A 17,275-nucleotide genomic window follows, 5' to 3' on the forward strand; every position below is an offset into this window, starting at 1 on the left:
AGAACCTTGACTTTTGGTAAAGTGAGTGATTACTCACGACCCAAATGTCTACCTTACGCATGACGAGTGACTTGCGGCGTCAGTTGATCCTGAGCGCTGCCAAGCGGTGTTTCTCCCGCAACGGCTTTGCCGGCACCACGACAAAGAGCGTGGCGGCCGCGGCTGCCATTTCGGAAGGGCTGCTGTTCAAGCACTTCCCGTCGAAGGCTGCGCTCTACGCCGAAATCCTTGCCGAAGAGTGCGAGGCGGATCCCGATCTCGCGCATCTGCTCGGCCAAGAGCCCTCCACAGCGACGCTGATCGAACTGGTGCAGGGCATGGTCGGCCACTTCATGCAGCTGCGCGATGCGCCCGACCAGGAAGAGGCGCAGCGGATGCGGCTGATGGTGACGAGCCATCTCGACGACGGCGAGTTTGCGCGCCTGCTCTACGACAAGGTCGGCAAGCTGATCGGTCCGACCTTCGCTGCCTCGCTTGAGCGTGCGATCGCCGCCGGCGAAGCGACGCGGATCGGTGACGAGCCGCTCAACCTGTTCTGGTTTGCGCACCATACCGTGCTTATGGGCGCACTGACGCAGCTGCCTGCGACACCTTGTCTCCCCTATGGGGATGCCGCTGCGGCCGAGCGGCAGCTTTGCCAGTTCATTCTTCGCGGCATCGGACTTACCGAAGCCGCAATTTCAACTCATTTGGGCCGCCAGCCGTCGCCGAGCGCAGGACCGTCGGTAACTGCAGAAAGTGCATGACATGAATATCCAGACCGAAAGCCACATCTCGGGGCAACCGCTCAAGGAGAAGCAAGCCAAGCGTCCCGTCCGCCTGGTGCGTTGGTTCATCATCGTGGGATTGTTGCTGGCCCTGCTGGTCGGCGCGCTGGTCGGCTTCAACGCCTTCCGCAGCCACATGATCGCGCAGTTCTTCGCCAACAATAAGCCGCCGCCGTCGAACGTCTCGATCGCCGAGGCGAAGACCGAGGTGATTCCGAACCTGCTGACCGCCGTCGGCGATCTCGTCGCCGTGCACCAGGTCAATGTCACGACCGACGTGCCGGGCCGCATCACCGAGATCCATTTCACCGCCGGCAGCCATGTGAAGGCGGGCACGCCGCTGGTGCAGTTGTTCGACGCGCCGGAGCAGGGCGACCTCGCCAGCTTCAAGGCGCAGGCGACCGTGGGCGAGCAGCAGCTCGACCGCGCCAAGCAGCTCGCGTCACGCCAGTTCGGGCCGCAGTCGACCGTCGATACGGCGCAGGCGACCTACGACCAGGCCAAGGCGGGCATTGCCAAGACCGAAGCGCTGATCTCGCAGAAGCTGGTGCGCGCGCCGTTCGAAGGTGATCTCGGCGTTCGCCAGGTCGAAGTCGGCCAGTATCTGACGGCGGGCACGCAGATCGTGTCGCTCACCGATCTGTCGGTGCTGTACGCCAACCTGACCGTGACCGAGAAGCAGAGCTCGCAGATCAAGGTCGGCCAGGCCGTGCGGGTCGCGGTCGATGCCTATCCGGGCCGCACCTTCGAGGGCAAGATCACCACCATCGAGCCGCAGATCGCGACCGAGACCCGCAACATCCGGGTGCAGGCGACGATCCAGAATCCGGAAAGCATCCTCAAGCCCGGCATGTTCGCGACCACCACGATCGTGCTGCCCGAGAAGCCGCCGGTCGTGACCATTCCCGAAACCGCGGTCGACTACACGCTGTACGGCGACTCGGTGTTCCTGATCACCGAGAAGAAGGGTGAGGACGGCAAGACCAGCCTGACCGCGGACCGCACCTTCGTGAAGACGGGCAACCGCGTCGAAGGCCGCGTCCAAATCCTCAAGGGCCTGAAGGCCGGGGACAGGGTCGTCGCCGTCGGCCAGATCAAGCTGCAATCGGGCATGGCTGTTGCGATCTCGAACGATCCGCAGCCGCCGGTTCCGGCCGAGCCGCCGCGCTACTAATCCCGACCATCTGAACCCGGAGGGCCGGTTGGCCCTCCGCCACATGTTGCCGCAACCGGCAGACAACACGAATCGAGTTGGCGATGGCCTTCACTGATATTTTCATCAAGCGCCCGGTGCTGTCGGTCGTCGTCAGCCTGCTGATCCTCTTGATCGGCTTGCGCGCGGCGATGGTGCTGCCGATCCGGCAATATCCGAACCTGTCGAACACCGTCGTGACGATCACGACGTCATATCCCGGCGCGTCGCCCGAGCTGATCAACGGCTTCATCACCACGCCGATCGAGCAGGCCGTCGCTTCGGCCGAAGGCGTCGACTACATGACGTCGAACTCGGTGCTCGGCACTTCGACGATCCAGGTCTACGTCAAGCTCAATCACGATCCGAACCAGGCGCTAACCGAAGTGCTCGCCAAGGTCAATTCGGTCAAATATCTGATCCCGAAGGAAGCCTTCGATCCGGTCGTGAGCAAGGCGACCGGCGACACCATCGCCGTGATGTATCTCGGCTTCTCCAGCGAAGAGCTGACCGGATCGGCGATCTCGGACTATCTGACCCGCGTCGTGCAGCCGGTGCTCTCGACGGTCGACGGCGTCGCTTCGGCCGACATCCTGGGCGGCCAGACCTTTGCGATGCGTGTCTGGCTCGATCCGAACCGGATGGCTGGACGCGGCGTGTCGCCCAACGACGTCGCCGCTGCGATCGCCGCCAACAACTTCCAGGCGGCCGCCGGCCAGACCAAGGGCTTCTTCATCGTCTCGAACGTCTCGGCCAATACCGACCTTCAGAACATCGATCAGTTCAAGCGGATGATCGTGAAGGCGAAGGACGGCGGCTTCGTGCGCATCGAGGACATCGCGACCGTGGAGCTCGCGGCGCAGTCGACCGACGCCAGCGTCGCCTTCAACGGCGAGCATGCGATCTTCATCGGCATCAAGGCGACGCCGCAAGGCAACCCGCTGACCCTGGTGAAGGGCGTGCGCGCGCTGTTCCCCGACCTCGAGCGCAACCTGCCGCCGTCGATGAAGATGAAGGTGGCCTACGACTCCACCAAGTTCATCCAATCGTCGATCGACGAGGTCGAGAAGACGCTGACTGAAGCGGTTCTGATCGTCGTCGTCGTCATCTTCCTGTTCCTGGCGTCGCTGCGCTCGGTGATCATCCCCGTCGTCACCATTCCGCTGTCGCTGATCGGCGTCTGCATCCTGATGCTGGCCGCAGGCTTCAGCTTCAACCTGCTGACGCTGCTGGCGATGGTGCTGGCGATCGGTCTCGTGGTCGACGACGCCATTGTGGTGGTGGAGAACATCCATCGACATCTCGAGGAGGGCCTGCCACCAGTGCAGGCATCGCTCAAAGGTGCGCGCGAGATCGTGGGCCCGGTCGTCTCGATGACGATCACGCTCGCGGCGGTGTATGCGCCGATCGGCTTCCTCGGCGGCGTCACCGGCACGCTGTTCCGCGAATTCGCCTTCACGCTGGCGGGCTCCGTGATCGTGTCGGGCGTGATCGCGCTGACGCTGTCGCCGATGATGTGCTCGGTGTTCCTGAAGAGCGCGGAAGAGGGGCGTTTCGCCAGGCTGGTCAATCGCGTGTTCGGCGCGTTGACGCGCGCCTATGGCCGCCAGCTCGACCGTTCGCTCGATTACCGCCCGATCACGGCCCTTTTTGCCGTGACCATCCTCGGTCTGGTCGGCTTCCTCTACATGCACATCCAGAAGGAGCTGGCGCCGCAGGAAGACCAGGGCATCGTGTTCGCGGTGACCAAGGCGCCGAAATACGCCAACATCGACTACATCGATTTCTACGGCGACAAGATGGACAAGGAGTTCAAGAAGTTCCCGGAGACCGACCTGCGGTTCATCCTGAACGGCATCACCGGTCCGCAGGGCGGCTTCGCCGGCATGCTGCTCAAGCCGTGGGATGAGCGCAAGCGCTCGGCTCAGGCGCTGCAGCCGCTGGTGCAGGCCGAGCTGTCGAAGATCGAGGGCGTCAGCGCGTTCGCGTTCAGCCTGCCGCCGTTGCCCGGCGGTCCCGGCGGTCTGCCGGTGCAGATGGTGATCTCATCGACGGCCGGATTCCAGCAGGTGTTCGACCAGATGAGCAAGCTGAAGGATGCCGCGCGCAAGAGCGGCCTGTTCATCGTCACCGACAGTGACCTCGACTTCAACCAGCCGGTGGTCCGGGTGAAGGTCGATCGCTCCAAGGCGAGCGACCTCGGCATCACCATGCAGTCGATCGGCGGTGCGCTGGCGACGCTGCTCGGCGGCAACTACGTCAACCGCTTCAACCTCGAAGGGCGCTCCTATCAGGTGATCCCGCAGGTGCCGCGCGTCAGCCGGCTCGCGCCGGAATCGTTCGACAACTTCTACGTCCCGACCGCGACCGGGCAGCTGGTGCGGCTGTCGACCGTGGTTACGGTCGAGACCGGCGTCGATCCGAACGCGCTGACCCACTACAACCAGCTCAACTCGTCGACCTTCCAGGCGGTGCCGATGCCCGGCGTTTCGATGGGGCAGGCGGTCGAGTTCCTGCAGGGTGAAGCCAAGAAGCTGCCGTCCGGCTTCAGCTACGACTTCCTGGCCGACTCCCGCCAGTACGTCCACGAAGGCAACCAGCTGCTGGTCACCTTCGCGTTCGCCATCATCATCATCTTCCTGGTGCTGGCGGCGCAGTTCGAGAGCCTGCGCGATCCCTTCGTGATCATGATCAGCGTGCCGATGGCGATCGTCGGCGCCCTGATCCCGCTGTTCTTTGGTGTCGCCACCATGAACATCTACACCCAGGTGGGCCTGCTGACGCTGGTCGGACTGATCACCAAGCACGGCATCCTGATGGTGGAGTTCGCCAACGAGCTGCAGCTCAAGGAGGGACTGGACCGCCGTTCGGCGATCGAGATGTCGGCCCGGATTCGTTTGCGTCCGATCCTGATGACGACGGCGGCCATGGTCACCGGCCTGTTGCCGCTGCTCACCGCCTCGGGCGCCGGCGCTGCCAGCCGCTTCTCGATCGGGCTCGTGGTCGTCGCCGGCATGACGATCGGCACGCTGTTCACCCTGTTCGTGCTGCCGGCCGTCTACATGACGATTGCGACCGACCACCAGGCCGCGGCCCGGTCCGAGCGCGCCAAGCAGATCGCCGACTACGAACTCGACGGCCGCGAGGGCGCACTGAAACCGACCTGAGCTCTCCAAGCTCATGCTCGCAGGAAAGGCGGCACTGGCGAAAGCCACTGCCGCCTTTTCTTTGTCTCGTGATAGCCTTGCCGATGGGCGGGCCGAAGACCCTTTGGTTTGACGCGTTTTCTTCACGCGAACCGGAAGACCACTTCGCTCGAAACCGCTATGCTCGCCTCACAAGATCTGGAGGAAACAGGCATGGCGAGCGAATTTGCGGCGGGCAGTTACCGGTTCATTCCGGCCGTGTTCCAATATTCAAGCGGTGCGCAGGCGAACGCCGGCTATGAGATCGAGCGGGTGCGCTTCGATCGCCTGGTGCCGCTTGCAGAAGGTTTTGCGCGCATTGCGGCCTACATCAAGGACGCCGGCCGGCCGCTGACCTCGTTCTGCGCCTGCGAACTGCGTTCGCCGGCCGCCTTTACCGAGGACGGCTTCCGCGCCTTCAACCAGCACTACGTCAAGACGCTTGCCGAATGGGGCCTGTTCGACGGCACCATCAATCCGGTGGCGCGCAGCAATGTCTGTCCCGAGATCGATCCGCCGGCCGAGCCGTCGTTCCATGCGTTCTCGTTCACACGGCCGAGTACGAGCACGTCGCCGTCCTTCGTGATCGCGGGTGGCGCCGAAGCACGCAGTGGTACTGCCAGCTATCCCGACCGCATCGTCTGCTACCGCGATCTCAGCCCCGGCGCGTGGCGGGAGAAGGTCCGCTTCACCACCGGCGAGATGGAGCGCCGTCTTGCGGAGTTCAGCTTCGGCTGGCAGGAGACGACAACCGTGCAGGCCTACACCGTGCACGACATCCATCCCGTGATCGTCGACGAGCTGGTCCGCCGCGGCGCCACGCGCTCCGGCCTGACCTGGCACTTCTGCCGCCCGCCGGTCGTCGATCTCGAATACGAGATGGATTGCAGGAGGGTGCTGCGCGAGGTGGTGATTTAGGTCGAACAGTTTCGCTAGCCGCACGTTGCTTGTCCCGTCATCCTGAGGTGCGAGCGGAGCGAGCCTCGAAGGATGCACGGCCCGGCTGGTGGCCGTCGACCCTTCGAGACGCGCGTTCCGCGCTCCTCAGGATGACGGGGAAGAATGGCGCCCGCTGCGACGGAGGCCAACATCACCGCGCCTTCGGATCGAGCGCGTCGCGCAGGCCGTCGCCGACCAGGTTGAACGACAGCACGACCAGGAAGATCGCAAGCCCCGGCCAGATCGCCATCCACGGCGCGCTGGTCAGGAAGCGTTGCGCGGCGTTGAGCATGCTGCCCCAGGACGGGGCCGGCGGCTGCTGGCCGAGGCCGAGGAAGGACAGTGCGGCCTCGGCGATGATCGCGGCCGCGATCGACAGCGTTGCCTGCACCAAGAGAGCCGGCAGGATGTTGGGCAGGATGTGGACCAGCGCGATGCGCCAGCGCGGATTGCCCATGGCGCGCGCCGCCTCGACGTAGTCCTCGACCTTGACGCTCATCACCTGGCCGCGGGTCAGGCGAATGAAGATCGGGGTCGCCGAGACGCCGATCGCGATCATCGCATTGCCGAGGCTCGGGCCGAGGAACGCTGCGAGCGCGATCGCCAGGATCAGGAACGGGCAGGCCAGCATCGCATCGGTGATGCGGCTGATCAGTGCGTCGATGAAGCCGCCGCGATAGCCCGCGAGCAATCCGAGCGGCACGCCGATCGCAACCGCGATGCTGACCGAGATGACGCCGGCAAGCAGCGAGGCGCGGGCGCCGAACACGACGCGGGCGAGCACGTCGCGGCCGAGCTCGTCGGTGCCGAACCAGTGCTGCAGCGACGGCGCCTTGCGGACCAGCGACCAGCTGGTCGCGATCGGATCATAGGGCACGATCAGCGGCGCGAAGACGGCGAGCAGAACAAAGAGCGCGATCACGGCGAGCCCGAGCACGGCACCCTTGCGCCGGATCAGCCGCCGCCCGGCGCGCCGTGCCGGGCTCTCCAGCGTCTCGGCGGCGGCAAGCGAAGCTGATGTCCTGAGCACGGCGTCCGTCATCTAGTCAGCCCCTCAGCCGCGGATTGACCAGGATGTAGGCGATGTCGGCGATCAGGTTGAGCGTGATGTAGATCGTCGCTGTCGTCAGCACCACGCCCTGCACGACCGCGTAGTCGCGGTTGAATACGGCATCGACGATCAGCTTGCCGAAGCCCGGGATCGAGAAGATCTGCTCGGTGAGGACTGCGCCCGACAGCAGCGTACCGAGCTCGAGCGCGCCGAGCGTGATGATCGGCGTCAGCGCGTTGCGCATCGCATGCTTGAGGATCACCGTGCGCTCGGACAGGCCCTTCGCCCGCGCGGTGCGGACATAGTCGCTCTCGAGTACCTGCAGCATGGCGCTTCGGGTGTGCCGCATCAGGATCGCGGCGATCGCATTGCCGAGCACGAAGGCCGGCATGACGGATGCGGCGAGGCTCGCGCGCCAGTTTTCGCTCAGCGGCACGTAGCCGGAGGCCGGCAGCCAGCCAAGTTCGACGGAGAACAGGAAGATCAGCATGATGCCGAGCCAGAAATTCGGCGTCGAGATACCCCACAGCGCGAACAGATTGGCGCCGTAATCCCAGGCGGTGCCTTTCTTCACCGCCGAGACGATGCCGGCGGGAATCCCGATCAGGAAGGCGACCACGATCGCCATGCCGGCGATTTGCATCGTAACCGGCAGCTTCTGCGCGATCAGGCTCGACACCGGCATCTTGTTGCGCAGGGACTCGCCGAAGTCGCCCATCAGCACGCCCTTGACCCAATAGGCGTATTGCACCGGGATCGCTCGATCCAGGTGGTACTGCTGGCGGATCTGTTCGATGACGGCCGGATCGCGCTCCTCGCCGGCCATCACGAGTGCCGGATCGCCGGGCAGCAGGTGTTGCAGCGAGAAGATCAGGAGCGAGACGAAGAACAGCGTCGGGATCAGCTGAACCAGCCGCTTGGCGAGGAAGTTCAGCATCGTCGGCCCCGCGTGCCCTGCGCTGTGTTGGTCATTTCAATTTCAGCCCGACCACGCGCACCAATCCATCCGGCATCTGCCGGTAACCCTCGACCTTGATGGTGTGCGCGATCAGGAGTGTGCGGTGATAGATGTAGATGATCGGCTCGTCGTTGAGCACGATCTTGGTCATCTTCTCGTAGATCGCCTTGCGTTGGGCTGGATCGTTGATCAGCCGCGCATCTTCCATCAGCTTGTCGGCTTCCGCGTTGGAATAGCCGCCGTCGTTCTGCGGCGCCTTGGTGTGCAGGAAGACATAGGAATTGCCGTCAGGATCGATCCGGCCGCTCCAGTTGATCTGAAACACCTGAAATTCGCCGGCTTGGGCCTGCTTGAAGGTCGTCGCAAATTCGACCACGCGGATCTTGATGTCGAAGCCGGCTTCGGCCGCCATCGACTGCACGACCTGGGCCACGGCCTCGTTCTCGGCCCCTTTGGGGACCATGTAGTCGATGGCGACGGGCAGCGTGACACCGGCCTCCTTCAGCAGCGCCTTGGCCTTGGCAATGTCGCGTCCCCGAACCGGAAACGCCTTCTGATAGTAAGGATGCACCGGGCTGACCCATTGATTGCCGGGCGTGAACTCGCCGTTGAAGACGACCTGGTTGAGCGCCTCGCGGTCAATCGACAGGTCGAGCGCCTGGCGCACCTTTTCCGACTGGCTGAGCGGCCCCTTGCTCTTGTCGTTGCCGATGTTGATGGTGAGGCCGAGATAGCCGAGTTCGGGGGCGGTCGACAGCACGAGCCGCTTGTCGGCGCGGACGTCCTTGATGTCGGTGGCGAGCACGCGCTCGATCAGATCGAGCCCGCCGGATTTCAGATTGGCGAGCCGCACCGTGGCATCGACGATGGGAAGGAACACGATGCGATCGATGAAGACGTTGTCCTTGTTCCAGTAATCCCCGAACTTCTCGAACACCATGCGGTCCTGCTGCACGCGTTCGACGAACTTGTAGGGTCCGGCGCAGACCGGATGCAGGCCGAATTTGTCGCCCGCTTCCTTCACCGCCTTCGGCGAGACCATCATGCCGGCGCGGTCGGTCAACTGGGCGATCAGCGGCGAGTAGGGCGTCTTGAGCACCAGCTTGATGGTCAGCGGATCGACGACGTCGACATGGTCGAGCGCGGCCAGTTCCGGTTTGCGAAACGAGGTCGGCAGCGTCAGATGGCGCTCCAGCGAGAATTTGGCGGCTTCGGCGTCGAACGGCTCACCGTCGTGGAACTTGACGCCCGGCCGGAGCTTGATCGTCATCTCCTTGCCGTCGGCCGAGTTCTCGTAGGACAGCGCGAGCTGCGGAACGATGTTCAGCTTCTCGTCGATGTCGAACAGCTTGTCGCAGAAGGCCGAAAAGACGATGCGGCCGACATAGGTGCGTCCGATTGAAGGATCGAGGATGTCGGGGTCCTCGGCCAGCCCGATGCGAAGCGTCGTCTCGGCACGCGCGCTCGTTCCGCACCAGGTCACGAGGGCTGCCATCAGGACCGCCAAGCGCCAAAATCTCATCGCCAACCCCTTAATCCCCCTGCGCATTTGTTCCTTACGAAATAACCCCGGGCCGCCCCGAGGCTTCCGCCGCATTGAACGCCGCCACCAGCTTTTCCAGTGTCGGCGAGAACCCGCCATCGGACGGCACGATCGCCTCCGCGCCGGGTAGCTCGCCCGTCCGGTGACAGGCCGTTGCATATCCGGTGCCATCTTCGCGCAACTGCGGCACTTCGTTGCGGCAGCGCGCGATCACATAGGGGCAGCGGGTGTGGAAGCGGCAGCCGGAGGGCGGATTGAGCGCGCTCGGCAGCTCGCCCTCCAGCACGATGCGGCTGCGCCTGGCGCGCGGCTTCGGCACCGGGATCGCCGACAGCAGCGCGCGGCTATAGGGATGGCGCGGGGCGGCGAACAGCGCTTGCGCCTCCGCCGTCTCGACGATGGTGCCGAGATTCATCACGGCGACGCGGTCGGCGATGTGCTTCACCACGGCGAGATCGTGCGAGACGAAGATGTAGGCGAGCTTCAGGCGATCCTGCAGGTCACGCAGCAAATTCAGGATCTGCGAGCGGATCGAGACGTCGAGCGCCGACACCGGCTCGTCGCAGATGATCAGCTTCGGCTCAACCGCAAGCGCGCGCGCAATCGCGATGCGCTGGCGTTGGCCGCCGGAGAATTCATGCGGATAGCGGCGCGCGAAGCGCGGCTCGAGCCCGACCAGACGCAGCAGTTCCTCGACCCGCTCGCGGCGGCCCGCCGCCGGGACAAGATTGTGCAGCGCCAGCGGCTCGGTCAGGATCTGGCTCACCGTCATGCGCGGGTTGAGCGAGGCGTAGGGGTCCTGGAAGATCAGCTGCGCGTCGCGGCGGAACGCGCGCAGCTGCTCGGCATTGAGCGCGCCGAGGTCGCGGCCTTCGAAGCTGACACGTCCGGCGTCCGGCTCGATCAGCCGCAGCACCAGGCGGCTGACGGTGGATTTGCCGCAGCCGGATTCGCCGACCAGCGCCAGCGTCTTGCCGGCCTCGACCGTGAAGCTGACGCCGTCGACCGCCTTCACATAAGCGGTTGGCCGGCCGAACACCGAGCGTTCGGCGACGAAATGCTTCACCAGCCCCTCGACCTCGAGCAGCGCAGTCATGATACCAGCTGCTCCAGGGGCGCGCGGATGCAGCGCGAAGCGTGGGTCGGGCTCAGCAGCGCGAGCGGCGGCGGCGACCGGGTGCAGGCATCTTCCACGAACGGACAGCGCGCGGCAAAGCGGCAGCCCGCCGGCGGGTTCATCATGTTCGGCACCATGCCCTCGATCGTGGCGAGATGGCTGGTGCGGCGGTCGAGCCGCGGGATCGAGCCGAGCAGGCCGACCGTGTAGGGATGCTGCGGATTGGCAAACAGCTCGTCGACCGGCGCGCGCTCGACGATCTCGCCGGCATACATCACCGCGACCTCGTCGCAGACTTCGGCGACCACGCCGAGATCGTGGGTGATCAAGATGATCGCAGCGCCGCTGGCGGCCTTCAGCTCGCGCATCAAATCGAGGATCTGGGCCTGCAACGTAACGTCGAGCGCGGTGGTCGGCTCGTCGGCGATCAAGAGCTGCGGATCGCAGGCCAGCGCCATCGCGATCATCACGCGCTGGCGCATGCCGCCGGAGAGCTTGTGCGGATATTCGTCGATGCGCTTCTCGGGCGAGGAGATATGCACGCGGCGCAGCAGCTCGATGGTGCGCTCGCGCGCCGCGCGCCGGGAACCGCCACGGTGGCGCAAAATGGTCTCGGCGATCTGGTCGCCGATGGTGAAGCTCGGGTTGAGCGAGGTCATCGGCTCCTGAAAGATCATCGCGAGACGATTGCCGCGCAGGTCGCGCAGCGTCGCGTCCGGCACGTCGAGCAGGTCGAAGCCGTCGAAGCGGATCGCGCCGGAGACTGCGGCGGACTGCTTCGGCAACAGCCCCATGATGGCGAGCGAGGTGACGCTCTTGCCGCAGCCGGACTCGCCGACCAGGCCGAGCGTGGCGCCGTTGGCGACGGAAAGGTCGACGCTGTCGACGGCATGCGTCATGCGGCCGTCGTCACCCTGGAAGGTGACGCGCAGGCCCTCGATCTCGATCAGCGGGCCGGCGGTCATTCGCGGCTCTTGGTTGCCGCTGCGGTGCCGGCCTCGATCCTGGCGCGGTCGCTGATTCCGGCCGGATTGTCGCGGGTCGGCATGAAACCCCGGAACGGCACCCAGTGTTCGCGGCTGACCGCTTCCAGCCGTTCCAGCTCGCGCAAGGGATCGGCGTGGTCGTCGACCCGCAGGTCGAGCAACGGCCATTGCTCGGTGCCGTGGATCAGAAGGGCCGCCGATTGCCTACCGCGCTTGTCGCCGCCGGCCGCCTCGCCGGCGAACATCGCCTTGATCAGCCGCTCCGCGAACGGCAGCTTCGCGTTCGCGGCATAGACGCGCGCGGTCTCGTCGAGCACGGCGGGCCCGGCCAGCATATTGCCGGCGATCGAGAAGCCGTCGCCGGCGATATGGCCGAACCAGTCGATGCAATCCTTGCCGGAGTGCGCGGCGATCCGGCCCTTGCTGTCCATGACATGCAGCTGCCGGCTCTCGCGGCCGCCGTCAGGCGTGAGCAGCGCGGCGATCGTCTCATGCGGGCTCTTGCCGCTGCGTAACAGCGCGAGGCCGTCGATGCCGTAATAGGGATTGACCAGCGCCTGCGTCGCAATGGCGCCGATGTCAGGTGCAATGTGCGGCACGAGGGCGCCGACCGCGAAGAACCGCGTCGCGACGGCGATGCCGAGCTGGCCGGTGGCGCTGTCGCGGGCGATGATCGACCAGGTCATCTCAAACCTCTAGCGGCCCGCAGCGTAACCCTGCATGCCGCGCGGGTTGGCGGCGGCGCGGCGGCGGGGGCCGACCTTCGAGGCCGCGGTGAGGCGGCCTTCCGACCAATCCGGGCCAATCTCCACCACATGGCCGCGACGTTTCAACTCGTCGATGGTCGATTTCGGCACGCGATTTTCCAGCACCAGCACACCGGGGCGCGAAGTGCGCGGCCAGAACGAGATCGGGAAATGCTCGGAGTGCCAGGCCGGCGCGTCGATCGCCTCCTGCAAATTGAGCCTGGCGTGGACATGGCGCAGGAAGAACTGCGTGATCCATTGATCCTGCTGGTCACCGCCCGGCGAGCCCCAGGAGAGATACGGTTCGCCGTCGCGCAGCGCCATGGTCGGTGACAGCGTGGTGCGCGGCCGCTTGCCCGGCGCCAGCGAGGCCGGGTGGTTTTCCTCCAGCCAGAACATCTGGGCGCGGCTGCCGAGGCAGAAGCCGATCTCGGGAATCACCGGCGAGGATTGCAGCCAGCCACCGGACGGCGTCGCCGAGATCATGTTGCCGGCCTTGTCGATGATGTCGAAATGTACGGTGTCGCCGCGCACCTCGCCGAACCGGCCGACCGTCGGTTCGCCCGCGCCCATGGCGCCGACCGCCTCGCGATGCCCTTCGGCGTGTCGCAGCTTCACGACGCCGCCGAAGCCTGTGACCGAGCCGGGGCGAAAATCGAGCGAAGCCTTGTCGCGTGAGATCAGCTTGCGCCGTTCGTTGTTATAGGCATCGGACAGCAGCGTTTCGATCGGGATCTCAGTGAACTTGGGATCGCCGTAGAACGTCTCGCGATCGGCATAGGCGAGCTTGGCGGCTTCGATCTGCAAATGGATGAAGTCGGGGCCCGCGGGATCGAGCCCGTCGAGCTCAAAGCCCTTCAGCAGCGCGAGCTGCTGCAGCATCACCGGACCCTGGCTCCAGACGCCGCACTTCTGCACCGTGTAGCGGCCGTAATCGTAGGTCAGCGGCGCCTCGATGGTCGGCTGCCAGCGCGCCATGTCGTCGGCCGACAGCACGCCGCGATGCGGCGAGCCGGAGACGTCCATCACCTCCTGGGTGCGGCAGAATCTGTCGATCGCTTCGGCGACGAAGCCCTTCGACCAGGCCTGCCGCGCGCGCTCGATCTGCGCCACGCGGTCGCCGCCTGCGCTCTCCGCCTCGGTCAGGATGCGTGCGTAGGTCTCGGCGAGCTTCTTGTTGGTGAACATGGTGCCGGGTTTCGGCACCTCGCCATCAGGCAGATAGACCTCGGCCGACGTGGGCCAGTATTTCCGGAACAGCTGCTCGACGGTCTTGATGGTGGCCGAGGCGCGCTCGACCAGCGGATGGCCGTCGCGGGCATAGGCGATCGCGGGCTCCAGCACGTCGCGCAGCTTCATCGTGCCGTAATCGCGCAGCAACAGCATCCAGGTTTCGAACGTGCCGGGCACGCAGGCGGCGAGCAGGCCGGTGCCGGGCACCATTTCGAGGCCTTCGCTGCGATAATGCGCGATCGTCGCCTTGGCCGGCGCTGGTCCCTGGCCGCAGATCACTTCGGTTTTGCCGCGCTTGACGTCGTGCACGATGAGCGGGACGTCGCCGCCGGGGCCGTTCAGATGCGGCTCGACCACCTGCAACGTGAACGCGGCCGCAACGCCGGCGTCGAAGGCGTTGCCGCCTTTCTCCAACGCCGCCATGCCGACGGCGGTCGCGATCCAGTGGGTCGAGGTGACGACGCCGAAGGTGCCTTCGATCTCGGGCCTTGTGGTGAACGGATCGGGATTGACGTTGCTCATGGGGCTGCGCTTCCGGCTAGGTCTTGTGGCGCGCGCACTTGATCACAGGCCGGCTGGTATGCCAACCGCTTGGTGGACATGGCCGCTCCCATCCGCGTGATCATGCCAGAACGGCGGCGGCAGGGCTGTTGACGGCGTGGCAGGCGACGCCGTCGATCAGTTCCGGCGCCTTCTCGCGGCAGAGATCGAAGGCGAGGGGACAGCGCGGATTGAACGCGCAGCCCCGCGGCGGATCGATCGGGTTTGGAATCTCCCCTTTGACCGGGATCCGTTGGCGGCCGGACATCGCAAGGTCCGGAACCGCGCCGAGCAGCATCTTGGTGTAGGGCATCCGCGGGTTCTCGAACAATTTTCGGCCCTCGGCGATCTCGACGATGCGGCCGAGATACATCACGCCGATTCTCGTCGCCATGTGGCGGACAACCGCGAGATTGTGGCTGATGAAGAGATAGGTCAGGCCGAACTTGTCCTGCAGGTCGCGCATCAGATTGAGGATCTGCGCTTGCACCGAGACGTCGAGCGCCGAGGTGGGCTCGTCGCAGACGATGAATTCGGCCTCGGACGCCAGTGCGCGGGCGATCGCGATGCGCTGGCGCTGGCCGCCGGAAAATTCGTGCGGGAATTTTTGGCCGTCGTCGGGGTGCAGGCCGACCAGCGAGAGCAAGTCGCCGACCCGGGCCTTGATGTCGCGTTCACCCTCGATCAGGTCGAAGGCGCGGATCGGCTCGGCGACGATGGCGGCGACCCGGTAGCGCGGATTGAGGCTGGCATAGGGGTCCTGGAAGACCATCTGGATGCGCCGACGCAGCCGGCGGCGCGCCTGCGCCTGCCGCGGATCGGTCATCGAGACGCCGTCGATGACGACTTCGCCCGAGCTCGGCGGCAGCAGGCCGACGACCATGCGCGCAACCGTGGTCTTGCCGGAGCCGGATTCGCCGACCAGCGCAAACGTCTCGCCGCGCTTGATGTCGAAGCTGACGCCGTCGACGGCTTTCAGGAATTCGAGATGGCCGCCCTCGATCACGCGGTTGAGCCACGGCTTGGAGACGTCGAAGACGCGGCGCAGGTTCTTGACCTCGATCAGCGTCCCGCTCATGCCGCCGTCTCCTTCGCCGGCTCGAACAGATGGCAGGCGACCGATTGGGTGCCCTGCCGGATCGGCTCGGGGCGTTCGACGCGGCACCGATCGAAGACAAACGCGCAGCGTGGATTGAACGGGCAGCCGGGCGGGATTGCCGACAGCCGCGGCATCGAGCCCGGGATCTGCACCAGGCGCTTGTCCTCGCCCGCGAGCGTTGGGATCGCGCCCATCAAGCCCCTGGCGTAGGGATGCAGCGGGTTGCGCACCACTTCCTGCACCGGGCCGATCTCGGCGATGCGGCCGGAATACATCACTGCGACGCGGTCGCAGGTCTCGGCGATCACGCCCATGTCGTGGGTGACCAGCATCACGGCAGTGCCGTGGTCGCGGCCGAGCCGTTTGATCAGCGTGATGATCTGCGCCTGCACCGAGACGTCGAGCGCGGTGGTCGGCTCGTCGGCGATGATCAGCTCGGGCTCGGCGCAGATCGCAAGTGCGATGACGACGCGCTGGCGCATCCCGCCGGAGAATTCGTGCGGGTAGCCGTCGATGCGCTTCTCCGGCGCGGGGATGCCGACCTCGGCCAGCAGATCGATGGCGCGCCGGCGCGCGGCGCTTTCGCTCAGATTGGTGTGGGTGCGAATGGTCTCGATGATCTGGTCGCCGATCCGGTAGAGCGGATTGAGGCTGGTCAGCGGATCCTGGAAGATCATGCCGATCCGCTTGCCCCTGATGCGCCGGATCTCCTCCGGCGGAAGATGGTCGATCCGGGTGCCCGACAGCTCGATCTGGCCGCCGGAGATACGGCCGGGCGGATCGATCAGCCCGATCACCGCAAGCCCGGTGACCGATTTGCCGGCGCCGGACTCGCCGACCACACCGAGCACCTCGCCCTTGGCGATGTCGAACGACACACCGTTGATGGCGCGCAGCGTCGCGCGGCGGGTGACGAATTCCACCTCGAGATTGCGCACGGAGAGAACAGGCTGGGTCATCGGAGCCTTGGGTTCAATGCGTCGCGCAGCCAGTCGCCGAGCAGATTGATGGAGAGGATCAGGCCTGCCAGTGCGATGCCCGGGAAGGCGACGATCCACCATTCGCCGGCAAACAGGTAGTTGTTGCCGATCCGGATCAGGGTGCCGAGCGAGGGCATGGTGTCGGGCATGCCGGCGCCGAGGAAAGACAGCGTCGCCTCGGTGATGATCGCGAGCGCGAGGTTGATGGTGGCGATGACCAGGATCGGGCCCATCGTGTTCGGCAGCACGTGCCGCAGCATGATCTTCGGCGCCGGCAGGCCGATCAGCTGCGCCGCCGCCACATAATCCTTGTTCTTCTCGACCATGACCGAGCCGCGCACGGTGCGGGCATATTGCACCCAGAAACTGAGGCCGATCGCGATGATCAGCACGCCGAACGTACTCATTTCGTCGAGCCGGTTGCCGAGCAGCGATTTGGCGACACCGTTGACCAGGAGCGCGATCAGGATCGCCGGGAAGGTGAGCTGCACGTCGGCGATCCGCATGATCACGCTGTCGACCACGCCGCCGAAATAACCGGCGACCAGCCCAAGGGCGATACCGAGCGCGCCGGCGAAGACCACGCCGGCAACGCCGACCGCAAGCGAGATGCGCAGGCCGTAGAGGATCGCTGAGAGCACGTCGCGGCCCTGCTCGTCGGTGCCGAGCAGGAACGGACTCTGGCCGTCGGCGGTCCACAACGGCGCGATCCGCGAGTTGATCAGCTGCAGCTGCGCCGGATCGAACGGGTTCTGCACCGCAAGCCATGACGCAAAGATTGCCAGCAGGAAGAACAACAGCGTGATCACGGCGGCGACCATCGTCAGCCTGGAACGGCGGAACGAATAGAGGATGTCGCTGTCGAGCGTGCGCCCGAACCAGCCGGCAGGTGCCTGTGGGTGATCTTCGGAGCGATGGGGGACGACGGCGTCGGACATC

Annotated in this window: 14 protein-coding genes; 4 read left to right on the forward strand and 10 right to left on the reverse strand. The window is 65.5% G+C overall.

Annotated elements, in window-relative coordinates:
- Positions 1 to 44 precede the first annotated feature (44 nt).
- The 4 genes from JQ573_RS06220 to JQ573_RS06235 all read left to right on the forward strand — a co-directional run bounded on the left by JQ573_RS06220 (position 45) and on the right by JQ573_RS06235 (position 6,062).
- Positions 45 to 746, forward strand: coding sequence for a TetR/AcrR family transcriptional regulator (locus tag JQ573_RS06220; protein ID WP_212311240.1), 702 nt, complete (start codon positions 45 to 47; stop codon positions 744 to 746).
- 1 nt (position 747) lies between these two features.
- A complete protein-coding gene (locus tag JQ573_RS06225; protein ID WP_212311239.1) occupies positions 748 to 1,941 on the forward strand; it encodes an efflux RND transporter periplasmic adaptor subunit in 1,194 nt (397 codons plus the stop codon).
- Positions 1,942 to 2,024: 83 nt separating this feature from the next.
- Positions 2,025 to 5,126 (forward strand): multidrug efflux RND transporter permease subunit, encoded by a 3,102-nt coding sequence (locus JQ573_RS06230; RefSeq protein WP_212311238.1) that lies wholly within the window; start codon positions 2,025 to 2,027, stop codon positions 5,124 to 5,126.
- Between the two features lie 192 nt (positions 5,127 to 5,318).
- Positions 5,319 to 6,062: a hypothetical protein gene (locus JQ573_RS06235; protein WP_212311237.1), complete on the forward strand. Its 744-nt coding sequence runs from the start codon at positions 5,319 to 5,321 to the stop codon at positions 6,060 to 6,062.
- 172 nt (positions 6,063 to 6,234) lie between these two features.
- Here the strand turns inward: JQ573_RS06235 and JQ573_RS06240 are convergent, their stop codons facing one another.
- From JQ573_RS06240 to JQ573_RS06285, 10 genes are all read right to left on the reverse strand, one after another.
- On the reverse strand, positions 6,235 to 7,125 hold the full coding sequence (locus JQ573_RS06240; RefSeq protein WP_212311236.1) for an ABC transporter permease: 891 nt from the start codon (positions 7,123 to 7,125) through the stop codon (positions 6,235 to 6,237).
- A 4-nt stretch (positions 7,126 to 7,129) separates the two neighbouring features.
- On the reverse strand, positions 7,130 to 8,071 hold the full coding sequence (locus JQ573_RS06245) for an ABC transporter permease (protein WP_212311235.1): 942 nt from the start codon (positions 8,069 to 8,071) through the stop codon (positions 7,130 to 7,132).
- A gap of 31 nt (positions 8,072 to 8,102) precedes the next feature.
- On the reverse strand, positions 8,103 to 9,614 hold the full coding sequence (locus JQ573_RS06250; protein ID WP_212311234.1) for an ABC transporter substrate-binding protein: 1,512 nt from the start codon (positions 9,612 to 9,614) through the stop codon (positions 8,103 to 8,105).
- 34 nt (positions 9,615 to 9,648) lie between these two features.
- Positions 9,649 to 10,731, reverse strand: coding sequence for an ABC transporter ATP-binding protein (locus JQ573_RS06255; protein WP_212311233.1), 1,083 nt, complete (start codon positions 10,729 to 10,731; stop codon positions 9,649 to 9,651).
- A complete protein-coding gene (locus JQ573_RS06260; RefSeq protein ID WP_212311232.1) occupies positions 10,728 to 11,717 on the reverse strand; it encodes an ABC transporter ATP-binding protein in 990 nt (329 codons plus the stop codon). Before JQ573_RS06260 ends, JQ573_RS06255 begins: the two co-directional genes overlap by 4 nt.
- Positions 11,714 to 12,424, reverse strand: a complete 711-nt coding sequence (locus JQ573_RS06265) for a DUF1028 domain-containing protein (RefSeq protein ID WP_212311231.1) — start codon at positions 12,422 to 12,424, stop codon at positions 11,714 to 11,716. The genes JQ573_RS06260 and JQ573_RS06265 overlap by 4 nt, the downstream gene beginning before the upstream one ends.
- A 9-nt stretch (positions 12,425 to 12,433) precedes the next feature.
- Positions 12,434 to 14,239 carry a gamma-glutamyltransferase family protein gene (locus JQ573_RS06270; RefSeq protein ID WP_212311230.1) on the reverse strand — a complete coding sequence of 602 codons (1,806 nt, stop codon included), beginning with the start codon at positions 14,237 to 14,239 and terminating at the stop codon, positions 12,434 to 12,436.
- 100 nt (positions 14,240 to 14,339) lie between these two features.
- Complete coding sequence (locus JQ573_RS06275) at positions 14,340 to 15,335, reverse strand: ABC transporter ATP-binding protein (protein ID WP_212311229.1); 996 nt, start codon at positions 15,333 to 15,335, stop codon at positions 14,340 to 14,342.
- Positions 15,332 to 16,315: an ABC transporter ATP-binding protein gene (locus JQ573_RS06280; RefSeq protein ID WP_212311228.1), complete on the reverse strand. Its 984-nt coding sequence runs from the start codon at positions 16,313 to 16,315 to the stop codon at positions 15,332 to 15,334. The genes JQ573_RS06275 and JQ573_RS06280 overlap by 4 nt, the downstream gene beginning before the upstream one ends.
- Positions 16,312 to 17,274, reverse strand: a complete 963-nt coding sequence (locus JQ573_RS06285) for an ABC transporter permease (RefSeq protein WP_212311227.1) — start codon at positions 17,272 to 17,274, stop codon at positions 16,312 to 16,314. The genes JQ573_RS06280 and JQ573_RS06285 overlap by 4 nt, the downstream gene beginning before the upstream one ends.
- Position 17,275 lies beyond the last annotated feature (1 nt).

The organism is Bradyrhizobium sp. AUGA SZCCT0105 (assembly GCF_018129565.1).
Taxonomy (GTDB): domain Bacteria; phylum Pseudomonadota; class Alphaproteobacteria; order Rhizobiales; family Xanthobacteraceae; genus Bradyrhizobium.